At 69.5% G+C, this 14,641-nt stretch carries 13 protein-coding genes; 3 read left to right on the top strand and 10 right to left on the bottom strand.

Translation table 11 applies throughout. From position 1 onward, the window contains the following. Nucleotides 1-4: 4 nt before the first annotated feature. The 4 genes from ACTWNK_RS06710 to ACTWNK_RS06695 form a co-directional block, all read right to left on the bottom strand. Nucleotides 5-772, bottom strand: a complete 768-nt coding sequence (locus tag ACTWNK_RS06710) for a class F sortase (protein ID WP_474302798.1) — start codon at nt 770-772, stop codon at nt 5-7. A gap of 12 nt (nt 773-784) precedes the next feature. After that, complete coding sequence (locus ACTWNK_RS06705; RefSeq protein ID WP_474302796.1) at nt 785-1,642, bottom strand: hypothetical protein; 858 nt, start codon at nt 1,640-1,642, stop codon at nt 785-787. A gap of 146 nt (nt 1,643-1,788) precedes the next feature. Then, complete coding sequence (locus ACTWNK_RS06700) at nt 1,789-2,577, bottom strand: class F sortase (RefSeq protein ID WP_474302794.1); 789 nt, start codon at nt 2,575-2,577, stop codon at nt 1,789-1,791. A gap of 14 nt (nt 2,578-2,591) precedes the next feature. Further along, complete coding sequence (locus ACTWNK_RS06695) at nt 2,592-3,983, bottom strand: hypothetical protein (RefSeq protein WP_474302792.1); 1,392 nt, start codon at nt 3,981-3,983, stop codon at nt 2,592-2,594. A 169-nt stretch (nt 3,984-4,152) separates the two neighbouring features. Here ACTWNK_RS06695 and ACTWNK_RS06690 point away from each other — a divergent pair, with 169 nt between their 5' ends. Next, a complete protein-coding gene (locus tag ACTWNK_RS06690; RefSeq protein WP_474302790.1) occupies nt 4,153-5,298 on the top strand; it encodes an acyl-CoA dehydrogenase family protein in 1,146 nt (381 codons plus the stop codon). A gap of 145 nt (nt 5,299-5,443) precedes the next feature. On the opposite strand, the gene ACTWNK_RS06685 is transcribed toward ACTWNK_RS06690, so the two are convergent. After that, nucleotides 5,444-6,334, bottom strand: a complete 891-nt coding sequence (locus ACTWNK_RS06685) for a helix-turn-helix domain-containing protein (RefSeq protein ID WP_474302788.1) — start codon at nt 6,332-6,334, stop codon at nt 5,444-5,446. Between the two features lie 102 nt (nt 6,335-6,436). Between ACTWNK_RS06685 and ACTWNK_RS06680 the strand changes: the two genes are divergently transcribed. Then, on the top strand, nt 6,437-7,414 hold the full coding sequence (locus tag ACTWNK_RS06680; protein WP_474302786.1) for an aldo/keto reductase: 978 nt from the start codon (nt 6,437-6,439) through the stop codon (nt 7,412-7,414). 68 nt (nt 7,415-7,482) lie between these two features. Here ACTWNK_RS06680 and ACTWNK_RS06675 read toward each other — a convergent pair whose 3' ends face one another. From ACTWNK_RS06675 to pdxH, 5 genes are all read right to left on the bottom strand, one after another. After that, the gene (locus ACTWNK_RS06675; protein WP_474302784.1) at nt 7,483-8,250 is read right to left on the bottom strand and encodes an alpha/beta fold hydrolase; all 768 of its coding nucleotides are present in this window, start codon (nt 8,248-8,250) and stop codon (nt 7,483-7,485) included. Nucleotides 8,251-8,267: 17 nt separating this feature from the next. Next, a complete protein-coding gene (locus tag ACTWNK_RS06670) occupies nt 8,268-10,490 on the bottom strand; it encodes an ATP-binding SpoIIE family protein phosphatase (RefSeq protein ID WP_474302782.1) in 2,223 nt (740 codons plus the stop codon). A gap of 123 nt (nt 10,491-10,613) precedes the next feature. Further along, the gene (locus tag ACTWNK_RS06665; protein WP_474302780.1) at nt 10,614-11,318 is read right to left on the bottom strand and encodes an iron-dependent transcriptional repressor DtxR; all 705 of its coding nucleotides are present in this window, start codon (nt 11,316-11,318) and stop codon (nt 10,614-10,616) included. Nucleotides 11,319-11,404: 86 nt separating this feature from the next. Further along, the gene (locus tag ACTWNK_RS06660) at nt 11,405-12,649 is read right to left on the bottom strand and encodes an MFS transporter (RefSeq protein WP_474302778.1); all 1,245 of its coding nucleotides are present in this window, start codon (nt 12,647-12,649) and stop codon (nt 11,405-11,407) included. Between the two features lie 10 nt (nt 12,650-12,659). Beyond that, on the bottom strand, nt 12,660-13,313 hold the full coding sequence (gene pdxH / locus ACTWNK_RS06655; protein WP_474302776.1) for a pyridoxamine 5'-phosphate oxidase: 654 nt from the start codon (nt 13,311-13,313) through the stop codon (nt 12,660-12,662). Between the two features lie 180 nt (nt 13,314-13,493). Here pdxH and ACTWNK_RS06650 point away from each other — a divergent pair, with 180 nt between their 5' ends. Then, nucleotides 13,494-14,600, top strand: a complete 1,107-nt coding sequence (locus tag ACTWNK_RS06650; protein WP_474302774.1) for a citrate synthase 2 — start codon at nt 13,494-13,496, stop codon at nt 14,598-14,600. Nucleotides 14,601-14,641 lie beyond the last annotated feature (41 nt).

Raw genomic sequence — 14,641 nt, 5'->3', positions numbered from 1 at the left:
GGTGTCAGCGCCTGTAGGAGCCAGTCATCGTGGCGTACACGATGATGTTGTCGGTGTAGTGCCCTGTCGAACGGTTGTAGACGCCGCCGCACGTGATGATGTGCAGCTGCGGATTGGTCTGCGGGCCGTACACCCGCTCGGTCGGGAAGGCCAGTTTGTCGGCCTGCTCGACGCCGCCGACGGTGAAGACGGCCACGGTACCGTCCCTGCGGTGCACCTCGACGGTGTCGCCGTTGACGATCTCGCCGACCCGGCTGAAGACCGCGGGCTTGGTCTGGGTGTCCTTGTGGCCGAGCATCACGGCGGGTCCGGACTCGCCTGGCGTCCGGCCGAAGCGGTACCAGCCGACGAGGTTGGTGTTGGCGATCTCGGGGGTCTGGATCCTGTTGCCCTTGTCCAGGCCGACCGTGGTGACGGGGGCGTCGATGCCCAGGCGCTTGATGACGATGCGGGTCGGGTTGCTCGGCATCATCGGCGGCGCGGCGACGAGCGCGGGCAGCGGCGGCGGGGCCTCGGGCGGCGCCTCGAACAGCACCTGCTGCGGCTTGGCCGGCTCGCCCTCCGGCTGCTTGCCCAGTGAGAGCGCCTCACGCCCGTCGTCGACGAGGCCGTACTCGGCGGGCGAGCCCATCATCACCAGCACGCCGATGATCACTGCCGCGACCCCGGCCACGGCGGCGAGGATCAGCGTCGAGCGCAGCACCCTGCCGCGCCTGTCGTCATACGGCTCCTGCGGCGGGTAGGACCCGCCGTACGGATACGGTCCGCTCATCGCCTGATCCGATCAGCCTCTGGCGGTGCGGCGGCGCAGGAACAGTCCGCCGACCCCGGCCGCGAGCACGAGCGCGGTGCCGGTCAGGATGAACACACGCCCGTCGGGTCCCAGCATGCCGCCGCCGCCGGTCTCGGCGCCACCACCGGGCGTCTTGTCGACGCCACCGTCGCCGTCGCCGCCGACCGGGTCCTCGGTGACGAAGTGGGTGATGGTCCTGGTGGGCTTGGGCGTGGTGGCCGTGGCCGTGGGCGACGTGGTCGGGCTGGTGGTGGTGCTGCTGCTCGCGGTGGGCGAGGCGCTTCCCGTGCCGACGACGAACTGGACCGAGGGGCCCGAGGTCGCGGGTGTGCAGGTGTAGTCGTGGCCTTCGACGTCCACGCTGAACACACCGCCCTTGAGCGCGACGGTTCCGCTGGCCGTGGGCGTCACCACGATGGGCAGGGTGCCCAGCGGCAGCGGCGCGCCGGAGGAGAACCCGACGCTCGGCGTGTACGTGGCCGACACGGGCAGTTCGGCGGTCGGCACCGGCGATCCGCTCGGGCTGACGGTCGCGTCGAGGTAGACGGCGAGGCTCGGGCTGACCGCGACGGTGGCCCTGAGCTGGCTCGCGGTGTTGATCGGCTGGGCGATCCGCCACGACACGGTGACGGTGGAGCTCGGGCTCGGGCGGGCCGCAGGCGTCACCAGTTCCATCTGGAACGGCACGGCCAGGGGGGTCGTGCCGCCTTCCGGGATGCAGTTGTAGACGACGTCGACAGGGGCGGCGAGTGCGGCTACGGCCGGAATGATGCCGAAAAGGCCTGCACCAACCACGGCCAGGGCAGAGGTCTTAAGGGCGAGGCGGCGCTTCGCCTTGGACTTCAGCACTGTTTTTCTCCGTTTCAGCGCAGTTTGACCGGTTCGACAGGCGTACCAGGATTCCAGTTTGTGGTCACGGTTAGGTAGAGATCCTATGAACTACTCCCGTGAACCGCTTACAAACCCGGAAACCGGTACGAACCGCCGTGGTGCGATCAGCCCTTCCGCTTCGTCAGCGTCGCGTAGACGATCACATTGTCGGAATAGCTGTGAGTGCCGTTGGAGTACACCCCGCCGCAGGTCACGAGCCTGAGCTCAGAGCCCTTCGTATTGCCGTAGACCCTCGCGGAGGGGAACGCGCTCTTGCTGACCTGCTCGATCCCGCTGACCGTGAATCTCGTCACCTTGCCGTCCGAACGCGAGACGTAGATCTGGTCGCCCTTCGCCACGTCGCGCAGCCGGTTGAACACAGCGGGTCCGTTCGGGGTGTTCACATGACCGAGGATGACCGCGGGACCGGCCTCGCCCGGAACGGGGCTCCAGCGGTACCAACCGGCGAGCTTCGGCTTGCTCATCGACGGCGTGTCGATCTCGCCGGTGATGTCCACGCCCAGCGAGCCCAGCGAGGCGTTGACACCGATCTTGGGAATGCGGATGCGGACCGGCTTGGCCTTCTTGCCGTTCTTGGTGGCCTTCGCGATCGGCGGCACGGCCGCGGCGCCGACGGCGGGCGCGGGCGGCGGCGCGTCCGCGCGTGCCGGGGTGAGCGGCACGTTCGGCCCGCCGGGCCCGACCGTGGGCGGCAGCACGAACGCACCCGCGGCGGCGTTCTGCACGCCGACGGTCTCCCCGGAGCCGGGCACACCGGGCACCGGGCCCGTGCCGTCGTCCGCAGGCGTGAGGTAGGTCAGCATCCCCGCCATGATGGCGGCCACGCCGCCCAGCGAACCGGCGATCAGCAGCCCGGGAAGAGCCCTGTTCAGCAGCGACTTCTGCTCGTCCATGAGTCCCGGCCTCCTTAGATGCCGCTGCGGTCGCCGCTGAGCGCGGCCCGCCGCCGTCGTAGTGCCAATCCGCCCGCCGCACTGCCGAGCAACATGATCGAACCGCCCGCCAGCAGCGCGTACGGCGGCTGCCGCTCGGGGGCCATGCCCGTCTCGGGCGCGCCCTTGGGCGTCTTGACGACCTGCGCCTTGACGTACTTGGTCGGGCCCGCCGCCGGGGTGGTCGTGACGACGCCGGTCGGCTGCACGCTGATCAGCAGCCGATCGGCCTGCGTTCGGCCGTGGGTGCTGACCGCGCTCGGCGCGACCGAGGGGGTCGGCGTGCGCGAGGCGGTGCCGGTCGGCGTGGGCGTCGCGGTGCCCGTCGGCGTCGCCGTGCCCGTCGAGGTCGGGTTGGAGGTGGGGTTCGAGGTGCCGGTCGAGGTGGGGGTGGGCGCGTTCTGCACCGTGATCTCGACCATGCCGGGGTTGTTGGTGACCACACACGTCGCCCGGTGGTGGGTCGGCGGGTTGATCAGCTCGGCGGTGTGCACCTTGAAGCCGTCGAGGTGGATCGGCTTGCCGTCGATGTTCTCGACCGTGATCGTGTGCTTGCCGTACGGCAGGTCCTTGCGCGACCAGAGCGAGACGTTGCCCTGGGTGGCGTTGGTGATCGTGCCGTTCGGGTTGCGGGTGGGGTCGATCTTGACGGTGTCGGCGGCCGGGGTGTTCTTGTCGATCGTCAGCTCGACGATGCCCTGGTCGCGCTGGCGGCGGCCGATGTACTCGATGCCGGTGCCGGTGAAGCTCAGCGTGGCCGAAGCGCCGGAGTTGTCGGTCCTGTTGATGTCGTAGAGGTGGTCCTCGAACTCCTGCGGCGTGCCAGTCACCGATTGCCAGGGGCCGGTGTACACCACGCGCGGGTCGCGGTCGTTGACGACGTAGGTGCCCTGCGGCGGGACGAAGTCGACCTCAAGGGTGGACGGCTGCAGCCGCAGCACACCCTCCTTGGCGAGCCCGGCCGAGTCCGACAGGCCTTCGGGCACCAGCAGCTGCTCGTCGGGCAGCAGCGCGTCCTGCTCCTTGCTGCCCGTGGGCCGCAGCACGCCGCTCCAGGCGCCGCTGAGGTTCACATTGGCGTGCAGCGAGACCCGGGCGCCTTCGGCGAAGAAGTCGGGCGAGCGGAACCTGCGGTTCTCCAGCTCCTGCACGCTCCAGCCGAGGTTGAGCAGTCCGCCCGTCTGCGCGACGGTGGGGATGGCCACCGAGGCCCTGAGCTTCACCGGACCGCCCGACGCCACTCCGCCGGTGCAGGTGTAGTCCACGATGAGGTTGACCGTGCTCGCACGTGCGGGCATGACGACCAGGGCGGCCGACGCGGCCAGTCCGACCGATGCGGCGATCAATGTCTTGCGCCACCGAGCCACGGCACACTCCGATCAAGCACAGTAAACCGAAGGTAGATCTTATGGGTGCGACAAGTGGGGTGCAGGCGCTTCAACCGCTCCAAAGCGACTTGTGATGAACCCGTGTCCCTATACCTCGAAGTAACAGAATTGTATTCTGTTACCAGCACCCCCAACCTGGAGGCACCCGATGCAGCGAGACCTCTTCGAGCAGGAGCACGACCTCTTCCGCGCGACCGTGCGCGAGTTCCTGGCCCGCGAGGTCGTCCCGCACCACGACCAGTGGGAGAAGGACGGCATCGTCCCCCGCGAGGTGTGGAAGCGGGCCGGAGAGCTGGGCATGTTCGGATTCGGCGTGCCCGAGGAGTACGGCGGCGCGGGCGTCACCGACTTCCGGTTCAATGCGGTCATCGTCGAGGAGGTCATCTCCGTCGGCGCCTCCGGCCTCGGCTTCTCCCTGCACAACGACGTCATGGCCCCATACTTCGCCGACCTGACCGACGACGAGCAGAAGCAGCGATGGCTGCCGGGATTCGTCAGCGGCGAGCTGATCACCGCGGTCGCGATGACCGAGCCGGGCGCGGGCAGCGACCTGCAGGGCATCAGGACCACCGCCGTGCGCGAGGGCGAGCACTACCTGCTCAACGGGCAGAAGACGTTCATCACCAACGGCATCAACGCCGATCTGGTCGTGGTCGTGGCCAAGACCGACCCCACGGCGGGCGCGCGCGGCACCTCGCTGTTCGTGGTCGAGCGCGGCATGGAGGGCTTCACCAGGGGCCGCAACCTGGAGAAGATCGGCATGAAGGCCCAGGACACCGCCGAGCTGTTCTTCGACAACGTCCGCGTGCCCGCGGCCAATCTGCTCGGCCCGCAGGAGGGCCAGGGCTTCTACCAGCTCATGGCCAACCTGCCGCAGGAACGCCTGTCGATCGCCGTCATGGCGGTGGCCGCGGCCGAGAGCGTGCTCAGGCAGACCATCGAGTACTGCAAGAGCCGCCAGGCGTTCGGCCGTACCATCGGCAGCTTCCAGAACACCCGCTTCGTCCTGGCCGAGCTCGACACCGAGGTGGAGATCGCCAGGCACTACGTGGACAAGTGCGTGCGCGCGCTCAACGCGGGCGAGCTCACCGTCATCGACGCGGCCAAGGCCAAGTGGTGGACGACCGAGCTCCAGCTCAAGGTCATCGACCGCTGCCTGCAGCTGCACGGCGGTTACGGCTACATGATGGAGTACCCGGTCGCCAAGGCCTATGTCGACAGCCGGGTCCAGACGATCTACGGCGGCACGACCGAGATCATGAAGGAGATCATCGGCAGGTCGTTCGGGTTCTGACCGGTCCGGCCGGAAAGACCGGGGGCGTTCTCCCGCCCACATCTCCGGCGATCACCGCATACTGGTCTTCATGGACGGCGGTCTGATCCTCCTGGTCTTTCTGGCATTCCTGTTCGCGTGGCTGCTCAACCGCGTGCGCAGGAGGCTACGGCTCGGCGCGGTCGGCTATGCCGGCGTGATGATCGTTTTCATCATCGCGATGTTGCTGGTCTGGGGACAGACGCTCCGATAGCGCCCAGCTCGCCAGCAGGCCGAGCGCCTGCTCCTCGGCCGAACCCGGCTCGGCCGCGAAGCCGATCAGCACCTGCTCGTCGGCCCCGGCCACGGCCATCGACTGGAAGTGCAGCGACAGCTCCCCCACGACCGGGTGCCACAGCCGCTTGACGCCGTGCGACTTCTCCTTGACGTTGTGGTCGGCCCAGCAGCGCCGAAACAGCTCGCTCTTGACCGACAACTCGCCGACCAGCGTGGTCAGCCTGGGGTCGTCGGGATGGCGAGCGGCATGCAGGCGCAGGTAGGCCACGGTCTCGCGGGCCTTGCGCTCCCACTCGGGGAAGCGCTGCCTGGCCCGGTCGTCGAGGAAGACGATCCTGGCCCAGTTGCGCTCGCCCACCGCCATCGCGCCGAAGTCGAACAGCAGCGCCGCCGCCATCGCATTCCACACCAGGATGTCGGCCCGGCCGTCGATCACATAGGCGGGCACCCCCGTCATGGCGTCCAGCAGATGCCGCAGCGCGGGCGACACCCCGGCCGGGCGCCTCGGCCGCCTCCTGACCGGCTTGGCCACCTCGAACAGATAGCCGCGCTCGTCGGCGTCCAGCCTGAGCACCCTGGCCAGCGACTCCAGCACCTCGTCCGACACCCCCTTGGCCCGGCCCTGCTCCAGCCGCACGTAGTAGTCGACGCTCACACCCGCGAGGCCGGCCAGCTCCTCCCTGCGCAGCCCCGGCACGCGCCGCCTGCCTCCGTATGCGGGCAGGCCGAGCTCCTCCGGGCTGAGCCGGGCACGTCGCGTCTTGAGGAATTCGCCAAGCATGCCCCCATTGTCGGACACGACCGCCCGGCCATCCTGGTCCTGCCGTACCCAGGCTCGACACGCCCCTGGGTACGGCAGGCGCCGCCGCTCCACGATCGGGGCATGAACATCGCGGACATGACCATCAGCAGGCTCGGCTTCGGCGCCTGGGCGATAGCGGGCGACGGCTGGCAGTACACCTGGGGCGGCACCGACGACGCCGAGTCGATCGCCGCCGTGCACCGCGCGCTCGACCGGGGCGTGAACTGGATCGACACCGCGGCCGTCTACGGCTTCGGCCACTCCGAGCGGGTCGTCGGCAAGGCGGTCGAGGGCCTGGCCGAACCGCCGCACATCTTCACCAAGGGCGGCCTGCTCTGGGACGGGACGGGCGGGATCACCCGCAGTGCGAAGGAACTGCGCCGCGAGGTCGACGACTCGCTGCGCCGACTCGGCGTCGAGCGCATCGACCTCTACCAGGTGCATTGGCCCGACACCGGGACCGGCATCGACTACGGCGGCCCCGAGAGCGGGCCCTCGCCGTCGGCCACGCCGCTGGAGGAGTACTGGGGGCAGATGGCCGAGCTGCGGCGCGCGGGCAAGGTCAGGGCGATCGGGCTGTCCAACCACGACGTCGCCCAGCTCGAACGGGCCGAGGCCGTGGCGCACGTCGACGCGATCCAGCCGCCGTTCTCACTGCTCAACCGGTCGGCCGCGGCCGAGATCGCATGGGCGCACGCGAAGGGCGTCGCGGTGATCGGGTACTCGCCGCTGCAGTCCGGGCTGCTCACCGGCGCGTTCTCGGCCGAACGGGTGGCCGCGCTCGACCCCGCCGACTGGCGGCGCCGCCATCCGGACTTCACCGAGAACCTGGCCGCCAACCTGGCCGTGGTGGAGGCGCTCAGGCCGATCGCGATACGGCACGCGGCGACGCTCGCCGAGGTGGCCATCGCCTGGGCACTCGCCTGGCCGGGCCTGACCGGCGCGATCGTCGGCGCCCGCAGGCCCGACCAGGTGGACGGCTGGGCGGGCGCGACCGACATCACCCTCACCACGGCCGACCTGACCGAGATCGAGACAGCCCTGAACAGCCGGGGCTAGGACGGCGCACCACGACCGCCAGGACCTGCTCCGGGCAGGAGCCGCGCCCGCGTTCTGCGACAGCCCGGCTAGGACCTGCGCAGGACCCGGGCCACCAGTTCGGGGTCGTCGCTCATCGGCACGTGGCCGCAGCCCTTGAGCAGGGTCACCCGCTGTCCCGCCCATCTGGCCGCGCGTACCGCCTGCCGTCTGGGCAGCAGTCTGTCGTGCTCGCCCCAGGCGATCGAGATCGGCGCCTTGGGCGGGCCTGGCGGCATCATCCCGGTCATCGAGGCCAGCGTCGGCTCGAACCCGGCCGACCCGGCCAGCGCCTGGGTTCCGGCCAGCAGTGCGGCGGGCGACAACCGCGACGGCCTGGCCACCAGCGCCGCCGCCGCGACCGCACGGCCGACGGGGTGCTCGGCCGCATCGGCCATCCGCTCCTGCGGCACCGACCGCGCCATGGCCCGCATCGCCCGCAGCACCGCCTGCGCGTAGAGCAGCTCCGCCCGCGTCCAGAACCCCACCGGCGACAGTGCGGTCGCCGAGCGCACGACACCGCGCCCGGCCAGCTCAAGGGCGATGTAACCGCCGAGCGAGTTGCCCGCCACGTGCGGTTCGCGCAACCCCAGCAGCTCGCAGAACCCCTCGACCGCGTCGGCCAGCGACTCAGCTGTGTACGGCGTGCCTTCGGGCAGCGCGGGCGAGACCCCGAAGCCGGGCAGGTCGATCGCGATCACGTCGTGCGAGGCGGCCAGCCTGTCCATGACGGGCAGCCAGGCCTGCCAGTGATGACCGAGGCCGTGCACGAGGACCAGCGGATGACCCGCTCCCCTGCGTTCGAACGCCAGCTCCATGGCTTGGAGTCAACCACTCACCGGCTGCGGGTGGGAATCTCGAACCAGACCGCTTTGCCTTCCTTGGTAGGACGCGAGCCCCACCGCTTTGCCAGCTGATCCACCAGGTAGAGCCCGCGACCGCCCTCGTCGTTCTCACCGGCGCTGCGGATGCGCGGCAACCGGAGGTCCTGGTCGAAGACCTCGACCCAGACCGAGTCCTTGCCCCTGCGCAGCCTCAGCGTGAACTCCTTGTCGCCCGGCACCTCCTCCTCGAAGCCGGGCACGTCCCACGACTCCTCGAAGGGCAGCGGCGGGCCGTCGAGCACGAGCTCCCTGCGCGGGATGTTGGCGCTCGCCGCGTGCAGCACCACATTGGTGACGACTTCGGAGACCAGCAGACAGGCCAGCTCGGCGCGCTCATCAGGCACGTTCCATCCGCTGAAGGCCTCGGCCGCCATCCGCCTCGCCTCGCCGACCATGATCGGCTGCGCCGGGAACGTGCGTTCCTCCAGGTCGAGGTCGCCGTCCAGCGAGCGGACGACCAGGATCGCCATGTCGTCGTCGATCTCGCCCGCGACCGCGCCCGTCGCCGCCTCGGCGATGCCCTCGACCGCGAGGTCGTCGAGCTTGGCCAGCTTGGCGCAGAGCACGCCGAGCGTCTCCTCGTCGCTGGGCATCAGGCCGCCGGCGCGGGTCGGCCGCCTGTCGACGAGGCCGTCGGTGTAGAGCAGCAGCGCGGCGCCCGGCGGGAGCGTCAGCGTCTCCTCCTTGTAGACCAGGTCGGCGTGCATGCCCTTGGCCCTGACCCCGAGCGGCTGGCCGACCTCGGTGATGTCGAGCTCGACGCACTGTCCCTCGGACAGCAGCAGCGGCGGCGCGTGCCCGGCGTTGGCGAACGACAGCTCGCGCGACCAGGCGTCGTAGACGAGGTACTGGCAGGTGACGATCGGCGGGACGCTGATGTCCTCGCCCGACTCGTCCTGCTCGGGGGTGGCGATGATGCGCGTCCACTCGTCGAGCCTGGCCAGGATGTCGGCGGGCGGCTTGTCGTCCTGGGCGAAGGCGCGCAGCGCCGCCCTGAGCTGACCCATGATGGCCGCGGCCTTGGCGCCCCTGCCCTCGACGTCTCCTATGACGATGCCGACCCGGCCCGCCGACAGCGGGATCACGTCGTACCAGTCGCCGCCGACCTGCGTCTGTATGCCCTGCCCGTGCGAGGCCAGCGGCGCCGCCGGGTAGTAGCGCACCGCGATCTCCAGGCCGTCGAGCTTGGGCAGCGCCCTGGGCAGCAGGTGCTTCTGGAAGGACTCGGCGGTCTGGCGCTCCTCCTCGAACAGCAGCGCGTTGTCGACGGCCAGCGCGACACGCGTGGCGATGGCCCCGACGAAGTCGCGGTCGAAGGCGTCGTAGTGCGGGCTGCGCCTGTCGGTGAGGTTGGACAGCCCGAGGTACATCAGGCCGAGCGTGTCGCCGCGCACGCACAGCGGGGCGACGATGGCGGAGGTCATGCCGACCTCGCTGGCCAGCTTGGCCGCCTGCTCGCTGGGCGCGGGATAGGCCGTGCCCGCGAAGTCCTCGACCAGGATCGTCTCCTGGCGGCGCAGTGCGGTGTCGGCGTAGTGGCCGGGCGGGTAGCGGATCTCGCCGCCGATCGGCTGCCAGGTGTTGGGCGGCGGCACCCAGCCGGGGACGTGCTGGGAGACCCGGCGTACCAGCCTGTCGCCTTCCATCAGCTCGATGAAGCAGTGGTCGGCGAATTGCGGCACGAGGATCTCGGCGACCCGCTTGAGCGTCTCCTCGACGTACAGGGATCCGGCCAGCCGCTCGCCGATGCGCTCCAGCAGGCCGAACCGGTCGTTCTCGCGCTCGTTGCTGCGCATGGCCTCGCGTGCGGTGATGACGATGCCGGTCACCGCGCCCGAGGCGTGGCGCAGCGGCACCGCCTGGGCGCGGACGTAGATGGTGGTGCCGTCGCCGCGCTTGACGTCGAACGTGCCTTCCCAGATCCCGCCCTTGAGCACGTGCTTGGCGAGCTCGACGGCGAGTGGGTGGTCCTTCTCCATGATGCCGAGCGACAGTGCGGTGTCTCGCGGCGAAGGCTTGCCCGTGCGGCCGAACAGCTTCTCGGCGAACGGGTTCCAGTAGAGAAGGTTGCTGAATCTGTCGGTGACGACGACGGCCATCTCGGCATGGTCGAGAACCGACCCTGCCGAGAGGTGATCGGCGTTGTCCTGCGTCAGATCCCCCCAACGTTTCATTCGGAGACCACTCCTCGGGGAGGCATGTGCGCAATCCGAACCACGGGCGCTCCTGCTTCAGTCTTGGTCGCGGGGGAGTGGAGGGGCTCCCTGTTGAGATTCAACCAAGATGTAGCCCAAAGGTCAGCGCCTGGCGACGAAAACGTGTGCGGCAACATCGCGTGGTAGCTCCACGGGACCGTTGTTCGCGTCGTCGTCACCTGTCACCCGCACACCGTCGTCGCTCGCCGCGAGCGTCACCTCGCGTCCGGGTTGTATCCCAACTTGCTTGAGTTTAAGCATCACAGCAGGATCGCTTTGCACTTGTTCACTAATTCGCCGAACGAGCACGGGCACATCCCTCGGTCCCGCCACGTCGGCCATCGACGGCAGCGGCTTGCCCTCGCCCTCCGAAGGCTCCGGAGCGCCCAGTTCGCCCAGGCCCGGGATCGGGTTGCCGTGCGGGCAGCTCGTGGGGTTGTCGAGCAGGGTGACGAGCCTGGCCTCGACCGCCTCCGACATGACGTGCTCCCACCGGCACGCCTCGATGTGCACTTCCTCCCACGGCAGCCCGATGACCTGGGTGAGCAGACATTCGGCCAGCCGGTGCTTGCGCATGACCCTCGTCGCGAGCGTGCGCCCGAGATCGGTCATGGTGAGATGCCTGTCGCCCTCGACCTTCACCAGGCCGTCACGTTCCATACGGGCGACGGTCTGGCTCACGGTGGGGCCGCTCTGCTGGAGCCTTTCGGCGATGCGTGCCCGGAGAGGGACGATGCCCTCCTCCTCGAGCTCGTAGATCGTCCGAAGATACATCTCGGTGGTGTCGATCAGTCCGTGTGCGGTCAAGGCTCCTCCGTCCCGCCCTCGCTGGTATTGGAAACCCTATTGGGCCGATGGCCCTTCCGATGCAATGGACGGCAACACTGTGGACGTCAGATTCCTTCCCGCGGCCTATACCTCCTGAACGCGGGTACGGCAAGTCCAACCGCGACAACCGCTATCGCACAAGCTACTCCCCCACCGACCCATGACGCGGTGACACCGAAGGAAGCGGCCACGACCCCGGCCCGCAGATCGCCGAGCCGGGGACCGCCCGCGACGACGACCATGAAGACGCCCTGCATCCTGCCGCGCATGTCGTCGGGCGCGTGCGTCTGCAGGATCGTCATGCGCCACACCGACGAGATGAGGTCGGCCGCGCCGCCGATCGCCAGCAGCGCCACCATCAGCCACAGCTGCTGGGCCAGGCCCGCCGCCGCGACGCTGAGCCCCCACACCGCGATCGTCCAGGTGAGCGCCAGCCCCTGACGCCTGACCCTGCCGACCCAGCCGGACAGCAGCCCGCCCGCGAGCGAGCCGATCGCGATGCTGGCCGACAGCAGGCCGAACGCCAGGTCGGACCCGGCGAACCGCTCGGCGGCCATCTCGGGGAACAGCGCGCGCGGCAGGGCGAAGGCCATGGCGATGATGTCGACGACGAACGACATGAGGATCACCTTGTGCCCGACCATGAAGCGCAGCCCTTCGACGACCGAGCGCAGGCCCGGCCTGGTGATCTCGCCGATCGGCTTGATGGAGGGCAGCCTGACGGTGGCGTAGAACCCGGCGCCGAACAGCACCACGTCGACGGCGTAGGCGGTGGTGTAGTCGCCGACCGTGAGCAGGAACCCGGCGATGAGCGGCCCGATCACCGTGCCGAAGCTGGCGACGAGCGAGTTGAGCGTGTTGGCCGCCGGGACCAGCTCCACCGGCATCAGACGCGGGATGATCGCCCCGCGCGTCGGCGAGGAGATGGCGAACCCCGAGGCGCCGAGTGCGACGTTGACCAGCAGCAGCCAGACGTTGTGCACGCCGAGCAGCGACTGCAGCAGGATGCCGCCCGTGGCCACCCAGGCCACGAGCGAGCCCACGATGAGCAGCTTGCGCCGGTCGACGGCGTCGGCGATGGCCCCGCCCCACAGCCCGAAGACGACGAGCGGGATGAGGTTGGCGGGGCCGAGCATGCCGACCCAGAGCGAGGAGCCGGTGACGGTGTAGATCTGCTTGGCCACGGCGACCGCGGTGAGCTGCAGTCCGATGAAGGACACGCACTGGCCGATCCACAACCGGCGATAGGCCGGGATCTCCAGTGGCCTGATGTCGACGACATGCCGCCTGATCGTGTCCGCGAAACTCATCTACGCGACATTAAGGTGCAAGCCGCTCCACGATCCATGCGGGGTGGCCCCGGCGGTACCTCAACCTGTCGTGCATCCGGTCGACCTGCCCCTGCCAGAACTCCACCTCCGTCGGCACCACCCGGTAACCGCCCCAGAAGTCGGGCACGGGCGGATCGTCCGGCCAGCGGGCGGCGAGCTTCTCGAAACGGGCGTCGAGCTCCTCCCTCGTCCGGACCACGGCCGACTGCCGCGAGGCCCAGGCGCCCACGCGGGAGCCGTACGGCCTGGAGTTGAAGTAGGCGGCGGTCTCCTCGTGCGAGAGCCTGACGACGCTGCCCTCGACGCGGACCTGGCGGCGCAGGGGGTGCCAGGGGAACAGCAGCGAGGCCCTGGGGTTCTCGCCGAGGTCGCGGCCCTTGCGCGACTCGTAGTTGGTGTAGAAGACGAAGCCCCGCTCGTCGAACTCCTTGAGCAGCACGGTACGCGCGCTCGGGCGTCCGCCTGACGAGGCCGTGGCCAGCACCATCGCGTTGGGTTCGGGCAGGCCCGCCTCCACCGCCTCGGCGAACCACTGGGTGAATTGGGTCACAGGATCGGATGCGAGCCGGGCTTCGAGCAACGGCTCGCCCTCGTACGTACGGCGAAGCCCGGCCAGCGAGGGCGGGCGTGAGGTGGCGTCCACGAGAGGATATTGTTGCGCGTTTGGTGGCGATCCCATCACTTCGCCCCCCGCCTCTCACCAGCGGTGATGCATCTTCGGCGGGTCCGGAGGCGGAGCATGCCGGGGCAGGGGGTTAAATTGACCCGCCGGTATCTCGACATCAAGGCATTGCCGAGTTTCAAGAAAGGGAGGCGGCCGAGAATGTCCGACTTCAAACCCGGACTCGAAGGAGTAGTAGCCTTCGAGACCGAGATCGCGGAACCGGACAAAGAAGGGGGCGCCCTGAGGTATCGGGGCGTCGACATCGAAGAGCTGGTCGGCCGCGTCCCCTTCGGGGCCGTGTGGGGCCTGCTCGTCGACAACACGTTCCAGCCGGGTCTCCCCCCGGCGGAGCCGTACCCCATCCCTGTCCACTCTGGTGACATTCGCGTCGACGTGCAGAGCGCGCTTGCCATGCTGGCTCCGGCCTATGGCTTCAAGCCGCTCCTCGACATCGACGACGCACGCGCGCGCGAGGACCTCGCACGCGCCTCCGTGATGGCCCTGTCCTTCGTCGCCCAGTCGGCCCGCGGCAACGGTGTGCCGATGGTTCCGCAGAGCCGGGTCGACCAGGCCAAGACCATCACCGAGCGGTTCATGGTCCGCTGGCGCGGCGAGCCCGATCCCAAGCACGTCAAGGCGATCGACGCCTACTGGACCTCCGCGGCCGAGCACGGCATGAACGCCTCGACGTTCACCGCCCGCGTCATCGCCTCCACCGGCGCCGACGTGGCCGCCGCGCTGTCGGGCGCCGTCGGCGCGATGTCGGGCCCGCTGCACGGCGGCGCCCCGGCTCGCGTGCTGCACATGATCGAAGGCGTCGAGCAGCTCGGCGACGCCAAGAAGTACGTCCAGAGCGAGCTGGACAAGGGGCAGCGCCTCATGGGCTTCGGCCACCGCGTGTACCGCGCGGAGGACCCCAGGGCCCGTGTGCTGCGCCGTACGGCCAAGGAGCTCGACGCTCCGCGTTACGAGGTCGCGGCCGCCCTCGAGAAGGCCGCGCTCGAAGAGCTGCACGCGCGCAAGCCCGACCGCGTGCTCGCCACCAATGTGGAGTACTGGGCGGCGGTGGTCCTCGACTTCGCCGAGGTGCCCTCTCACATGTTCACCTCCATGTTCACCTGCGCCAGGACGGCCGGCTGGGCCGCGCACATCCTGGAGCAGAAGCGCACGGGCAGGCTCGTCCGCCCCAGCGCGAACTACATCGGCCCGGCCACGCGTCCGCTCAGCGACGTGCCCGGAGCCTCCGAGGTCGTCGGCACCATCTGACGTCTCAGTGAAATGACGGCCCGGGTCTCACATATCGGACC

This window comes from Nonomuraea sp. IBHARD001 (genome assembly GCF_056106265.1).
This window is presented reverse-complemented; position numbering and strand designations above follow the sequence as displayed.

Bases quoted from the DNA above. Each gene is read 5' to 3' on its own strand.
- ACTWNK_RS06675 (WP_474302784.1), bottom strand. From the start codon at position 8,250: ATGGAGCTGGCGTTCGAACGCAGGGGAGCGGGTCATCCGCTGGTCCTC.
- ACTWNK_RS06710 (WP_474302798.1), bottom strand. From the start codon at position 772: ATGAGCGGACCGTATCCGTACGGCGGGTCCTACCCGCCGCAGGAGCCG.
- ACTWNK_RS06680 (WP_474302786.1), top strand. From the start codon at position 6,437: ATGAACATCGCGGACATGACCATCAGCAGGCTCGGCTTCGGCGCCTGG.
- ACTWNK_RS06660 (WP_474302778.1), bottom strand. From the start codon at position 12,649: ATGAGTTTCGCGGACACGATCAGGCGGCATGTCGTCGACATCAGGCCA.
- ACTWNK_RS06685 (WP_474302788.1), bottom strand. From the start codon at position 6,334: ATGCTTGGCGAATTCCTCAAGACGCGACGTGCCCGGCTCAGCCCGGAG.
- ACTWNK_RS06670 (WP_474302782.1), bottom strand. From the start codon at position 10,490: ATGAAACGTTGGGGGGATCTGACGCAGGACAACGCCGATCACCTCTCG.
- ACTWNK_RS06690 (WP_474302790.1), top strand. From the start codon at position 4,153: ATGCAGCGAGACCTCTTCGAGCAGGAGCACGACCTCTTCCGCGCGACC.
- ACTWNK_RS06700 (WP_474302794.1), bottom strand. From the start codon at position 2,577: ATGGACGAGCAGAAGTCGCTGCTGAACAGGGCTCTTCCCGGGCTGCTG.
- ACTWNK_RS06650 (WP_474302774.1), top strand. From the start codon at position 13,494: ATGTCCGACTTCAAACCCGGACTCGAAGGAGTAGTAGCCTTCGAGACC.